This is a genomic window from Micromonospora sp. 067-2 (assembly GCF_046549295.1).
GTDB lineage: Bacteria > Actinomycetota > Actinomycetes > Mycobacteriales > Micromonosporaceae > Micromonospora.
Genome location: NZ_JAJPWB010000001.1, coordinates 408,185 through 420,903, shown reverse-complemented (window position 1 = coordinate 420,903; position 12,719 = coordinate 408,185). Strand labels below are relative to the sequence as shown.

Sequence of the window (12,719 nt, the reverse complement as noted above, 5' to 3'; positions counted from 1 at the left end):
AGGTTGGGCGCATGCGCGTCGTCATCGCCGGAGGCCACGGCAAGATCGCCCAACTGCTGGAACGCGACCTCGCCCGGCGTGGCGACACCCCCGTCGGTCTGATCCGCAACCCCGAACAGGCCGACGCGCTGCGCGCCGTCGGCGCCGAACCGGTCGTCTGCGACCTGGAACGCAGCGACGTCACCGATGTCACCGCTCACCTCGACGGCGCCGACGCGGTGGTGTTCGCCGCCGGCGCCGGCCCCGGCAGCGGCGCCGCCCGCAAGGACACCGTCGACCGGGCAGCCGCCGCGCTGCTCGCCGACGCCGCCACCCGCGCCGGCATCCGCCGCTACCTGCTGGTCTCCTCGATGGGCGTGCAGGACCCGCCGGCAGCCGGCACCGACGAGGTGTGGGCGGCGTACCTGCGGGCCAAGCTGGCCGCCGAGGACGACCTGCGCGGCCGCGACCTGGACTGGACGGTGCTGCGACCCGGCCGGCTCAGCGACGACGAACCCACCGGGCGGGTCACCCTCGCCCGGCACTCCGGATGGGGCGCGATCACCCGCGCCGACGTCGCCGGCGTGCTCGTGGCGCTGCTCGACGAACCACGCACCGCCGGAGCGACCCTGGAACTCGTCAACGGGCCGACGCCCATCGCCGACGCCATCACCGCCACCACCTGACCAGCGGCGCGGCAGGGGTGTTCCGCGCCGTACACGGCCTGTCGTCGCGGGAACTCAGCCCGGACGGTGGGCGGCGACCAACACGGGTCCTCCGGGAACGGTCGGGTAGCGCCGGACGTCGTCCAGCCCCGCGGCGGCCAGCACCTCCGCCATGCGATCGGTGTCGTAGGCGTTGCCGCCGTTGCGTACGGCGTTCCACCGGTCGACGGCGGCCCGCAGCGGATCCCCCGCCGGCGGGTTCGTGCCCGTCACGATCCAACCGCCGGGCCGCAGCGCCTGCACCAGCTGGGGCAGGGCGGCCACCAGGGTGTCCTGCGCCACGAACGGCGCCGGCAGCCACACGAGGTCGTACGCGTCCACCTCGGTCACGTCGGCCACGTCCTGCTGGCGCAGGCTGATCCGGTCGGCGACGTCGGGCGCCCCGGCGACCTCCCCGCGGGCGAGGTCCAGCGCCCGCCCAAGGACGTCGATGCCCACCACCGACACCCGGGGCAACTCCCGGGCCACGGCAACGGCCAACGCCGCCACGCCCGTGCCGACATCCAGGACACGCCCGCCCGCCGCGTCCAGACGCTCCGCGAGCCCGGGCAGCCCGGGAACCACCCGGGTGGCCAGAGCGCGACCGGTCGCGGCGGACGCCCGACCCTGATTCAGCAGCACCTCGTCGCCCAGGTCGGCCCAGCCGCTCCCGACGGGGGCGGAAGCGTCCTGCGCGGCGGCGCCGACGGCCTGCCGCAACGAACTCAACCGCGCCTGCACGGTGCTCTGCCCGGTCGGCCCGTCGGCCGGGACCAACGAGGGGTGCACGACCGGCACCGCACCGTCCCACGACAGCAACCCGGCCGCCTCCAACACCGCGCTGCGCTGCGGCGACGCGGCGAGGACCTCGGCGAGCGGCGCCGACAGGGCATCGCGCATCGTGGCCACCACGGCGGCCAGAGCCCACACCGAGGCCTCCATCGCGGCCACCGGATCCACAGACCCGTCGTACGGATGCGGCGAGGCGCCGGAGGTAGACGGTGGCTCAGACATGGAACATCCTTCCCGCACGCGGCCCGGCGGGGGCGCGACCCGACTCGTCGATCATGAAACCCCGCCGGAGTGCCGCCTATTCCACCGGCGATCGTGCCTCCCGCCGCCGGTCGCGGGCGCCGCCCGTCCAGTCTGCCGCCGCCGCGCCGGTCCCGGAGACCATGGCCGGCGCGCCACCCGGGTGGGGTCCGCCTGGCAGACCCCACCCGGCACTCACCGCTGCTGGTGTCGCGGCAACGCCGTCTGCGCCGCCGCACCGGCCACGAACGGCGCCCCCGGCGTCTCCTTCGCGATCCGGTCCATCGTGCGGGCCAACTGCTCACTACCGTCGTCGAGGTGCCGGGCCGCCGCCTGCATGTGCGACACCATCATCTCGCCGAAGATCCGCAGCGCCTCCCTGGTGGCCACCGTGTCGTCGAAGCTCGGCCCGGCCGTGCTGCGGTACTCGTTCACCGCCCGCTCGGCCTCCTGCTTCGCCTCCTCCGCCGCCGCCCGCATGTAACTCTCGTACTGCAGGCGGGCGTACTCGGCGACCCGCCGCGCATAGTCATGCGCCTGCGCGATGATCTGCTCCGCCTCCCGCTGCGCCGCGGACAGCAGATTCACCTCCTTCGCCGCAGGCACCTTCCCGGCCGCGCCGGTACTCGGGATCACCCCGTGCCGGTGCAACTCCACCCGGTCGGTGAGCCGCTCATTCTCCGCCCGCAGGTTCGCGACCTGCGTCGCCAACAGGTCCAACTCGTCGGCGACCTGCACCCGGAACCGATCCACGTCGGCGTTGTCGTAACCACGCCGGGCGAACGGCGCCGCACCGAACTCCCACCGCCGCACCCGGTCGGCGGTCAACCGCACCTGCGCACCGCCGGAGACCTGAATGCCGTCATACCGGCTGATCGGGGTCGCGCTCACCTGTGCCCACCTCCGTCACCGGCGGTCGACTGCTCCGCCGCCGCCGTACGCCATGCCGGGCCGTACCACTGCTTGCCCAGGCCCTCATGGTGCACCTGACCCGCGTGGTAACCCGCCCGGACCAACGTCTGCACCGCGTGCGAAACCATCTCGTCGGACCCGCACACGTACACGTGCCGGGAGCGCCAGTCGCCGTCGGCGAGAGCCCGGTCCACCGCCTGCACGAGCTCCCCCGGCCGGTTCACGTCGGCGCCCACCACGTAGGTCACCGTCAACCACGGATACGACGACGCCAACTTGTCGATCGCGTCACTGTCGTAGAACTCGCTGCGCGAACGGGCGCCCACATACAGGTCCACCCGGCGGCGGGAACCCTCCGCGGCGACCTGCTCCACCAACGCCTTCACCGGCGCCCAGCCGGTGCCCGACGCCAGCAGCAACAGATCACTGGAGCCCGCCGACCACAACGACAACCGTTCCCCCACCGGTGCGGCCAGGTGGATGCGGTCACCCACCGCCGAGCCGTACACCAGCCGCGAGGACACCGCCCCACCCGGAGCGGCCCGCACGTGCAACTCCAACGTGCCGTCCGCACGCGGCGCGTTGGCCGGCGAGTAGTACCGCCACGACCGCACCGACGGATGGGACACCCCGACCGACTGGCCCGCGGTGAACGGCAACAGATACTGCGGACGCACCGTCAACACCGCCACGTCGAACGCCCGCCGCTCGTGCGTCACGATCTCCGCCACCCACCACGGCGGGCTCGCCGTCTCCGCGGCCTGCGCGGCCTCCAGCATCACCTGCGCGACCAGCCCGTACGCGGCCGCCCAGTCCTGGGCCAGCTCCTCGGTCCACTGCTCGGCCAGGAAATGCCGCAACGTCGCCAGCAGCGCCTCACCCACCGCGGGGTAGTGCTCCGCGCGTACCGCGAACTTACGGTGGTCCACACCGAGACCCTGCAGGAAACCCACCAGCCCCTCGACCTGGTCCACGTTGGACACGATGTGGCCCAACGCGGTCACCAGCCGGTCCCGCTGCCCGGCCATGTTCGTCGGGAACATCTGCCGCGTCTCGGGATGGGTCAGGAACAGTGTCGAATAGAAATAGAGCGGAACCTGGTCACCGTGCCCGGCGACCAGCGACCAGCTCTGCTTGAGTCGGGCCGCGTCCACGCTCAGACGCCCGGACGGTTCCCGGACGACACCACCTGGTCCTGCACCTGCCCCAGCACCGTCTGCACGTCGGCCAGGACGTCCGCCGGCACACCCAACTCGGTCAGCGTCACCGTCAGGTGCTCACCCACCTTGACGTAGTGCTCCACCGGGATGTTCAGTGGCTGGTGCGCCTCGGCCAGACCACGACCGGCGTACTCGTTCGGACCGCCCAGCACCACCGTCAACATCAACGCCAGATGCCGACGCTGACCCGGCATGTCCACATCGGCGAAGTAGCCCGCCAGCGCCGGATCAGCGAGGACCTTGTCGTAGAACAGGTCGACGGCCGCCTTGACGGAGGCGGCACCGCCGATGCGGTCGTAGTGCGAGACGGGGGTCTGTTCGGTAACCGTCACGGTCGTTCCTTCCAGGGTGGAGGCCGCGCGGGGTCGGCGCGGAAGGGGCAACGGCCCACCGGAACGCAATCGTCGTACCACGGCGACACACCGGGGGACCGGAACGGACCATAGCCTGTCGGCGGTCTCCGGTCAGGGCCCCCCTATCGGGTTCCCGACACCTGCTTGACACGTAGCGTCACCGCGATTGGGCGGAACCACCACAGACGGACACCACTCCGACACCCACTGTGGACATTCTCCGGCCCGGAAACGCGCCGACCTGACCCTCAGTCACGGACCGGCCGCGCGAAAAAAGCCGTGCGCTATTAGCAGTCCGGGGCCCCGACCGCGCTCAGCCGGCCCGCCGCCGCGCCCGCCGCGCCGCCAACTCGTCACCCACCGGATCCGACTCGGACGCCACCACCGGCTCCACCGGGCCACTCGCCGCCGGCTCCGCCGGCAGATGCGACAACGACCCCTGGATCTCCTTGAAAGCCCCACCGATCGCGATCCCGAACACGCCCTGGCCACCCTGCAACAGGTCGACCACCTCCTCCGGGGACCGGCACTCATACACGGTCGTCCCATCAGAGATCAACGTGATGCCGGCAAGGTCCTCCACGCCCCGGGACCGCAACGCCTCGATCGCCTTGCGGATGTTCTGCAGGGACACCCCCGCGTCCAGCAACCGCTTCACGACCTTCAACACCACCAGATCGCGGAACGAGTACAACCGCTGCGTCCCCGAACCCGAGGCGTCACGCACACTCGGCACCACCAGCGCCGTCCGCGCCCAGTAATCCAACTGCCGGTAGCTGATGCCCACCGCGGTGCACGCCGTCACACCCCGGTAGCCCACCGAACCATCACCCACAGTCGCCGCACCCGGCGACGCCAACTCCGCACCCGGATCGGGATCGCGTGGCTCGTGCATCCGGACAACCTCCCCGTCAGTGCGGTGACACGTCGTTCCTCCGACGCGCACCCCTCGACACGGCAACCCTATCGCCACGCTCAGGAGTTACCACGGAGGAACCGACACGACACGCCGCCCGGCACCCAGAAAGATCACCAACCACACCACGGGATCACCCACAGTGACACCCGGTGCCGGGCGCAACGCCCGGCTCAGCCCGCGAAGTCCTCCGGACGCACCTGCTCCAGGAACTCGCGGAACTTCTCCACCTCGTCCTCCTGCTCATCGGGAATGACGATCCCCGCTTCACTGAGGACCTGCTCGGCACAACGAATCGGCGCACCGACCCGCAACGCCAACGCGATCGAATCACTCGGCCGCGCCGACACACGCACCCCGTCGCCAATCAACAGATCAGCGTAGAAGACGTTCTCCTTGAGCTCGGTGATCTCCACCGCCTGCAACGGCGCCTGCAGAGCCGTCAACACGTCCCGCAGAAGGTCATGCGTCAACGGCCGAGCCGGCTTGACCCCCTGCTGCTCATAAGCGATAGCCGTGGCCTCGACCGCGCCGATCCAGATCGGCAGATAGCGGTCCCCCTCGACCTCCCTGAGCAGGACGATCGGCTGGTTGCTGGGCAGCTCCACCCGAACTCCGACCACGCTCAGCTCGCGCACCGCCGCCTCCGTGTCGTTGTCACCTACGCCGCACCGCGCCTTTCCCTGCACGGTACACGGACCGCAACACGGCCGTCCCATGCGCTACAGCACCACGTCCGCGCCAGAAAGGGGTTACCCCGGCAAGCCTACGGCACGCTTCCCCGAAGAGATCTTTCCGCTCAGCCACCGCCCGCCGGGCACCCTCACCGACCCAACGTCGAGCGCAACCCCACCCGCACCAACGCCGCGTGCAGCTGCTCCGACAACGCCACCAACTCCCGCGCCGTCTCCGCCGCCCGCGCCCGCGCCGCCGGATCACTCTGCCGCGCCAACGGCGCCACCAACTGCGCGAACAACCCGACCTCACGGTCGGCCGCAGTCCGATAACCCCGCAGATGCCGCGGCTCCAACCCGTACGCCGCCAACCCCGCCACCGCAGACGCGATGATCAAGGCATCGGCGTCATACCAGCCCGGCGGATCCGACACCAGCACACCGAGCCGCTCCAACTCCGCCAACGTCGACTCGTCGACGCCACTGCGCGCCACCAGATCCATCCGGCCGAGCCGCACCTGCGACGACTCGGCCGGCTCCGCCGACTCCCGACCCGGCACCGCGCCATCGGGCCCCACCGCGACCAACGCCGGCCGCGACCGACCCGGCTGCTCACCGGACGGATCCCACTGCGCCAACTGCTCACGGATCACCCGCAACGGCAGGTACCGATCCCGCTGCGCGGTCAGCACGAACCGCAACCGCGCCACGTCGTCCCAGCTGTACTTCCGGTAACCCGCCGCCGTCCGCTGCGGCTCCACCAGCCCCTCGGCCTCAAGGAACCGCAGCTTCGAAATCGTCGTGTCCGGAAAATCCACCCGCAACTGCCCCAGCACCTCACCGATGCTCATCAGCGGCTGAGACCGGGCCGACCCGGGTGGCGTGGAGGCCGCAGGCTCGTTCACCCCCGGCCGGCCTCCTCCTCCGGGCGCGGACCGGCGATGAACACCACCCGGAACTTACCGATCTGAACCTCGTCACCATTGCTCAACGTGGCAGCCTCGACCCGCTCACGGTTCACGTACGTGCCGTTCAGGCTGCCCACGTCGCGCACCGTGAACGTTCCACCGTCACGGTGGAACTCCGCGTGCCGCCGCGACACCGTCACGTCGTCGAGGAAGATGTCACTGTCGGGGTGCCGGCCACTGGTCGTCACATCGTGGTCCAACAAGAACCGGGCACCCGCATTCGGGCCGCGACGAACCACCAGCAGCGCCATACCCGGCGGCAACGAACCGGACATCCGGCTCGGCACCACATCGGTCTCCGGCCCCTCCAGCACTTCGTCGAGCGAGCCGAGATTGAGCGTCGAGGTGACGTCGAGCGGGGGGAACTCGTCGTCTGGGCGCGTCATGGGACCACCTCACGGATCTGTTCGGTCGGCGTCGGGTGATGGCGGGTCTGGCCGCCGGGCACATGCACACCCAGCGGCTGGCTCCCCGTGCCCGGGAAGGCAATTCCACAACGCCCAACTATTGGGTTCTCGGTCAACTGGGCGAGCCTAGCCAGCGCCGAAATGCAGGGCAACCGGACGCGCGCAGACATCCACGCACCGGATCAAGCACACTCAGCCTTCGGTGATCTCGCGATACGCGCCAGCCGTCAACAACCCGTCCACCGCCGTCGGATCAGCCGGAGTGATCTCCACCAACCAACCCGCACCGTACGGATCCGTGTTGATCAACTCGGGGGTGTCACCCAACGCCTCGTTACGCGCCGCCACCGTACCGGCCACCGGCGCGTAGATCTCCGACACGCTCTTGGTCGACTCGATCTCACCCAACGAGTCACCGACCGCGACCGCCGCACCCGCCTCGGGCAACTGCACGTACACGATGTCACCCAACGCGTCCTGCGCGAAGTGCGTGATGCCGACCCGGACCGAACCGGTGCCGTCACCCAACACCCACTCGTGCTCAGCCGTGTATCGCAGATCCTCAGGAATCACCAGACGCGTCCTTCATCCATCGGTGCCCCGGACCACCCGGGTCCGGCGCGGCCGCGCCGGTCACGAGACCGGACGGGCGTGTTCCAGCTTGATCGGCGCGTGCAGCGCCGAAACCTCGACAACCCCACGCTCCTCAACGGTCACGTTACCGCCGTCATTGCGGACCGACGCGACCACCCCACCAGGAATGTTCAACGCCGTGCGCATCGTCGCCGGATCACCGATCACCGTGATCGTGAAAGGCCCCACCAACCGACGCCCCTCCACCACCAGCGACCCGTTGTCCCCGTCCAGGAAGTACGTCGACGCGATGATCCGCGCCGTCGCCCGATCAGACCCGGAGATCTGCATCGCCTCCGCGCCCGCACCCCGCAACTCCTGCACCGCGTCCAACACATGGTTCGCCGAGATCGGCTTGGCGCCCCCGGCCTCGAACCGCACGCCCAGCCCCGGCCCCTTCGCCGGCAGGGTGCCCGCCAGGATGCCCAACTCGTCCGCCCGCCGAGTCGCCTCGTCCAGCGCCGCCTGCCGCCCCTGCTCACCCGAACGCAACTGCCGCTGGCTGTCCTCCAACGCCCGGATGTCCTGTTGCAACCGGTCCTCCCGGGCATCCAGATCCGACAGGATCCGCACCAGGTCCTCCTGCCGCGTCGCGCCCAGCGTCGGATCCGTCGACGTCGTCTTCAGCTGCACCACCAGGGTGAAGCCCAACAACACCAACAGCGCCACGATCATCACGCCAGCCGTGCTCCACCGGAACCGCCTCGACGCCACCGGCGCCACCGACTCCTCGACCGGCACCGCCGCACCCTCCGACGACGCCCTCGTCCCTCCCGACCGCGACACCGCACTCAGGTCCACCGTCGCGCCGTCGTCAACCGACGCCACCCCCGGCTCATCGTCCGGCGGCTTCTGCTCCGGGTCCGTCGGCGCCAGCGGGCTCACCTCGTCCGGATCCGGCGCATCCGGCCGCGGATCCGGCTCACCCGCCGGCCCACCCGGCCGCACCGGACCCGCCGGCTGCGGCCAACCCGTCCCCGTCTCGGTCTGTTCGTCGCTCATCGCTGTCAAACCTACGCCCGGAACAGGTGCCGACGGATCGCCGCCACGTTGCCGAAGATCCGGACCCCGAGCACGACAACCACACCGGTCGACAACTGCCCACCCACCCCCAACTGGTCACCCAGGTACACGATCAGGCCAGCCACCAGCACGTTCGAGATGAACGACACCACGAACTGCTTGTCGTCGAAGATCCGGTCCAGTCGTGCGCGCACCCCACCGAACACCGCGTCCAACGCCGCCACCACCGCGATCGGCAGGTACGGCTGCAACGCCGCGGGGACTGTGGGATCAAGCCACACACCGAGCACCACACCGGCGAGCAGCGCCAACACCGCGATCATCGTCCACCTCTCGAGGGGCGAGCGGTCGCCGGAGAACCGGACGACCCAGGACTGCCGGACCGGACACCCGACGCGGAAGGGCTCGGACTGACCAGCGGCTCGGCGTAGCGTAGCTGCGGCTCCGGAGCGGCCGGCAGAGTGAGGTCGTCGGTATCGCGCACACCGAACGACAGCCCGGTCTTCTGCGCCACCTCCCGCATCAGCGCCGCGTTCCGGCTGTCCTGGTACTTTCGCTTCATCGACCCCGGCCCGATCGCCGACACCTCGTACGGCCCCGTCACCGGCCGGAAGTCCACCAGGATCGCCTCACCCGCCAACCGGATCGTCGACGTCGCGGTCAACCGCTGACCGTTGATGGAGACCGCCTCCGCGCCGGCGCTCCACAACGCGTTCGCCACCCCCTGCAGATCGGTGTAGAGCACCCGTGGTGGCCCCGCACCCGCGCCGGTCACCGCATCCGCCTTGCCCGGCGCGTCCGCCAGCCGCACCACCACACCGTCGCCGCGCACCCGCCCCAGCCCCGTGCCCGCCTCCATGTCGCGCAGCCGCGCGGCGGCCGACCCGCTCAACGCCGCGTCCCGCTGCCGCCCGACGTCTTCGCGCAACTGGTCGGCACGCGCCGACAGCCGGTCGGTCTCGCCCACCCGATCCTTGATCTGCGCCACCAACCCGGAGCGGGCCTGGCTGCGCCCCGGCTCGTCCTGCAACGTCTGCCGGTACGCCACCGCGAACAGGAACCCCAACACCACCACCACGACCAGACTGACCGAGCGCGTCGACCACGTCCGCCAACCCCGGGCCTGCCCGTCGGCCGGCGACGCCCGGCGACGAGCAGCCGCCGCGTCGGCGTACCCCGGGTCCAGGGGGTTGCGGAACAACTCGGTGAGGAAGTCCGGCGCGTACACCCGCTCCCGGCTGCGGTCCCCCGGCCGCGGCGCGCTCACGCGGCCGCTCCAGGGCCGCGCGCCGCGCGCACCAACCGGGCCGCCTGCACCACGTACATCGCGCCGGCCACCCAGTAGAGGACCAGCCCCCACCAGGCCAGGCCCCAGCCGATCGCGGACGTCGCCGTGGCGCCGGCGGTCAACTCCGTGGCCAGTAGCAGCACCGGGAACGCCGCGAGCAGCAGGAACGTGGCGGTCTTACCCACGTAGTGCACCGGCGGCGGCCCGTACCCGAAGCGACGCAGCACCGCCAGGGAGCCGAGCAGCAGCAGCTCCCGGGCCAGCAGCGCCGCGGTGAACTCCCACGGCACCACCTCCCGGGCGGTGAAGGCGAGCAGCGTGGCGAGGATGTAGAGCCGGTCGGCCAACGGGTCGAGCAGTTCCCCGAGCCGGCTCACCTGGCGTAGCCGGCGGGCGATCCAACCGTCGACCCAGTCCGTGGTGCCGCCGATGGCCAGCACCACGACCGCCGCCACGTCGGCACGGGCCACCAGGAACAGGTAGAGGAAGAGCGGCACACCCAACAGCCGCCCGAAGCTGATCAGGTTGGGAAGGGTGAGCACCTGGTCGCCGGGAGTCTGCTCTCCAATGTCCCGCGGATGCTCTGCCCGAGCCGGCCGACGCGACACCGAACCTCCTCTGCGGCACGCTCCGGCGCCCGGTCGACGTCGGGCGCGGCGGAGGTCGTACGCGCTGTCGGGCCGGTCAGCGCCGGCTCCCCTGCGGCCCCGGGTCGGGACCTTTTCCCTGATGTGGCCCGTGATCTCGATGATCACGGGCCGGGTGAGTGCGGTGCCACTATATCGGGCCTGCGCCGGAGCCCCGGCCGCCGCGTGCTCGTCGGTGCGGTCTGGGCGCATTGTGGCGTGGATCACCACGCGTAATGCGTCCTAGGATACTAGTGGAGAAGTGCGTGCCGTCAGGCCGTCCGCGCCGCGGGATCGGTCTGCTGCTCAGGGACCTGGATCGCCGCCCGACCGAACGCGAGCAACGACGACAGCAGATCGTGCTGGACGCGCTGCGGCATCCGGTCCAGAACCACCTGCACCGCGCGCTGCCGCCGCTCGGCCAGCTCCCGCAGCAGGGTCTCCGCCGCCGGGGTCGGCACCAACCGCACCTCACGCCGGTCCCGCGGATCGGCAACCCGGCGTAGCAGGCCGGTGGCCTCCAACCGGTCGCAGAGCCGGCTGGCCGAGGAGGGCACCACGTCCAGCAGCTCCGCAAGGCGGTTGACGTTGGTCTCCGACCGGCTGCTGATCAGCGCCAGCACCCGAAGCTGGGTCGGCGGCACCTGATGCCGCGACGCGGCCGAATCCAGTACGGAGATCAGCGTCTCGGCGGCCGAATCGATCGCCGCTGCGAGATCCGCAGGTCGCTCCACCCGATGTCCCCTGCCGTTGTCGCGCTGGTGCCCGCCCGGTGGACCACCGGCGACTCTCATCCGCCGTCCCGATCACGCGGACCGTGCCAGTCCAGGCAGACCACGACGGCGTCGTCGCGCAGATCCGAGTCGGCGTGGTAGGCGTGCAGTTCGCGCATCACCGTACCAACCGCCTCGGTCGCCGGCTGCAACCGCGTGGCGCGCAGGGAGCGGGCCATCGCCCGCTGCCCGTACGGCTCCAGGCCCGCCGGCTCGGCCGCCCACACCCCGTCGCTGACCACGAAGACGCGATCACCCGGTTCGAGCGCGAACTCCTGCACCTCGTAGCGGGTCTCGGCGAACATGCCCAGCGGCAGCTGCTGATCCAGCTTCAGCGGCTCGACCGCCGCGCCGCGTAACCGCAGCATGTGCGGCGAGCCGGCGTCGACGGCCCGCACCCGCCCGGTACGGGTGTTGAGCTCCACCAGCAGGGTGGCCACGTGTCGGCGCCCCCGGTGCTGGTAGAAGACCGTGTCGGAGGCCAACTCCGCCTGCTCCACGAGGCCACCGTCGGAGCGGCGCGCGTTGCGCATCGCGTTGACGGTGAGCGCGGTCAGCAGCGACGCGGCCAGGCCGCTGCCGTCGCCGTTGAGCGCCGTCACGGTGAGCCGATCACCGTCCAGCGACCAGTCGAAGTGGTCCCCACCCACGGTGTACGCCGGTTCGAGTTGCCCGGCCAGGTCGAACGCATGGTGCGCCACGCTGCGTCCGGGCAGCAGGTCCCACTGCATCTCGGCGGCCATGGTGAGCCGCTCTCGACGCCGGGCCCGCCGGTAACGGTCGGTCTCCCGGTCCGCGGCCCGCAGGGCCACCGCCAGCGCACCGGCGATGTCCGTGGCGATGCCCGTGACGGCCGCGCCCGGCACGGCGGGCAGCTCGATCAGCAACACGCCCAGCCGCTCCCCCCACACCGTCAACGGCAGGTACAGCCGGCACGGGCCGTCCTCGGCGGAGTCGCGCACCGGCTGCTGACTGCTGAAGCAGCGTTGCGCCACGGTGTGGCAGGCCAGGAACCCGGCCGCCGGCAGCTCCGGATCCAGCACCGGCCACAGCCCGCTGATCCGGTAGTCGGCGACGAACACGTCGGTGCGGACCGCCCCCAACGTCGAGCGGATCGCCTGGTCGGCGGCCTCGGGCAGCTGGTCGGGTGGGGCGTCACGCAGCGCGCGTGACACCGCGTCCGGCGCGTCCACCATTGTCGTCCTCCCCCA

General features: G+C 71.2%; 16 protein-coding genes. 1 reads left to right on the top strand and 15 read right to left on the bottom strand.

Features of this window, described 5'->3' with window-relative positions:
- Window positions 1-11: 11 nt before the first annotated feature.
- Window positions 12-665 (top strand): NAD(P)H-binding protein, encoded by a 654-nt coding sequence (locus ACLJN9_RS01960; RefSeq protein ID WP_410809212.1) that lies wholly within the window; start codon window positions 12-14, stop codon window positions 663-665.
- A 54-nt stretch (window positions 666-719) separates the two neighbouring features.
- Here the strand turns inward: ACLJN9_RS01960 and ACLJN9_RS01955 are convergent, their stop codons facing one another.
- From ACLJN9_RS01955 to ACLJN9_RS01885, 15 genes are all read right to left on the bottom strand, one after another.
- Window positions 720-1,697, bottom strand: a complete 978-nt coding sequence (locus ACLJN9_RS01955; protein ID WP_410809211.1) for a methyltransferase domain-containing protein — start codon at window positions 1,695-1,697, stop codon at window positions 720-722.
- 213 nt (window positions 1,698-1,910) lie between these two features.
- On the bottom strand, window positions 1,911-2,606 hold the full coding sequence (locus ACLJN9_RS01950; RefSeq protein WP_410809210.1) for a cell division protein DivIVA: 696 nt from the start codon (window positions 2,604-2,606) through the stop codon (window positions 1,911-1,913).
- Window positions 2,603-3,781 carry a globin domain-containing protein gene (locus tag ACLJN9_RS01945; RefSeq protein ID WP_410809209.1) on the bottom strand — a complete coding sequence of 393 codons (1,179 nt, stop codon included), beginning with the start codon at window positions 3,779-3,781 and terminating at the stop codon, window positions 2,603-2,605. The genes ACLJN9_RS01950 and ACLJN9_RS01945 overlap by 4 nt, the downstream gene beginning before the upstream one ends.
- Before the next feature lie 2 nt (window positions 3,782-3,783).
- Complete coding sequence (locus tag ACLJN9_RS01940) at window positions 3,784-4,179, bottom strand: group I truncated hemoglobin (RefSeq protein ID WP_410809208.1); 396 nt, start codon at window positions 4,177-4,179, stop codon at window positions 3,784-3,786.
- Between the two features lie 334 nt (window positions 4,180-4,513).
- Entirely contained in the window at window positions 4,514-5,095 is a 582-nt protein-coding gene (locus ACLJN9_RS01935) for a MerR family transcriptional regulator (protein WP_410809207.1), read from the bottom strand.
- Window positions 5,096-5,289: 194 nt separating this feature from the next.
- Window positions 5,290-5,754, bottom strand: coding sequence for a bifunctional nuclease family protein (locus ACLJN9_RS01930; protein WP_210916549.1), 465 nt, complete (start codon window positions 5,752-5,754; stop codon window positions 5,290-5,292).
- Between the two features lie 185 nt (window positions 5,755-5,939).
- Window positions 5,940-6,641 carry a MerR family transcriptional regulator gene (locus ACLJN9_RS01925; protein WP_410809522.1) on the bottom strand — a complete coding sequence of 234 codons (702 nt, stop codon included), beginning with the start codon at window positions 6,639-6,641 and terminating at the stop codon, window positions 5,940-5,942.
- A 50-nt stretch (window positions 6,642-6,691) separates the two neighbouring features.
- A complete protein-coding gene (locus ACLJN9_RS01920) occupies window positions 6,692-7,144 on the bottom strand; it encodes an FHA domain-containing protein (RefSeq protein ID WP_328416567.1) in 453 nt (150 codons plus the stop codon).
- Between the two features lie 213 nt (window positions 7,145-7,357).
- Window positions 7,358-7,738: a glycine cleavage system protein GcvH gene (gene gcvH / locus ACLJN9_RS01915; RefSeq protein WP_410809206.1), complete on the bottom strand. Its 381-nt coding sequence runs from the start codon at window positions 7,736-7,738 to the stop codon at window positions 7,358-7,360.
- A 60-nt stretch (window positions 7,739-7,798) separates the two neighbouring features.
- Window positions 7,799-8,800, bottom strand: a complete 1,002-nt coding sequence (locus ACLJN9_RS01910) for a DUF881 domain-containing protein (RefSeq protein ID WP_410809205.1) — start codon at window positions 8,798-8,800, stop codon at window positions 7,799-7,801.
- Between the two features lie 11 nt (window positions 8,801-8,811).
- Window positions 8,812-9,144 carry a small basic family protein gene (locus tag ACLJN9_RS01905; RefSeq protein ID WP_030327710.1) on the bottom strand — a complete coding sequence of 111 codons (333 nt, stop codon included), beginning with the start codon at window positions 9,142-9,144 and terminating at the stop codon, window positions 8,812-8,814.
- Window positions 9,141-10,088 (bottom strand): DUF881 domain-containing protein, encoded by a 948-nt coding sequence (locus tag ACLJN9_RS01900; RefSeq protein ID WP_410809204.1) that lies wholly within the window; start codon window positions 10,086-10,088, stop codon window positions 9,141-9,143. The genes ACLJN9_RS01905 and ACLJN9_RS01900 overlap by 4 nt, the downstream gene beginning before the upstream one ends.
- Window positions 10,085-10,717 carry a CDP-alcohol phosphatidyltransferase family protein gene (locus ACLJN9_RS01895; protein ID WP_410809203.1) on the bottom strand — a complete coding sequence of 211 codons (633 nt, stop codon included), beginning with the start codon at window positions 10,715-10,717 and terminating at the stop codon, window positions 10,085-10,087. Before ACLJN9_RS01895 ends, ACLJN9_RS01900 begins: the two co-directional genes overlap by 4 nt.
- Before the next feature lie 290 nt (window positions 10,718-11,007).
- The gene (locus ACLJN9_RS01890; RefSeq protein WP_410809202.1) at window positions 11,008-11,469 is read right to left on the bottom strand and encodes a MarR family winged helix-turn-helix transcriptional regulator; all 462 of its coding nucleotides are present in this window, start codon (window positions 11,467-11,469) and stop codon (window positions 11,008-11,010) included.
- A gap of 56 nt (window positions 11,470-11,525) precedes the next feature.
- Window positions 11,526-12,704 carry a PP2C family protein-serine/threonine phosphatase gene (locus tag ACLJN9_RS01885; protein WP_410809201.1) on the bottom strand — a complete coding sequence of 393 codons (1,179 nt, stop codon included), beginning with the start codon at window positions 12,702-12,704 and terminating at the stop codon, window positions 11,526-11,528.
- Window positions 12,705-12,719 lie beyond the last annotated feature (15 nt).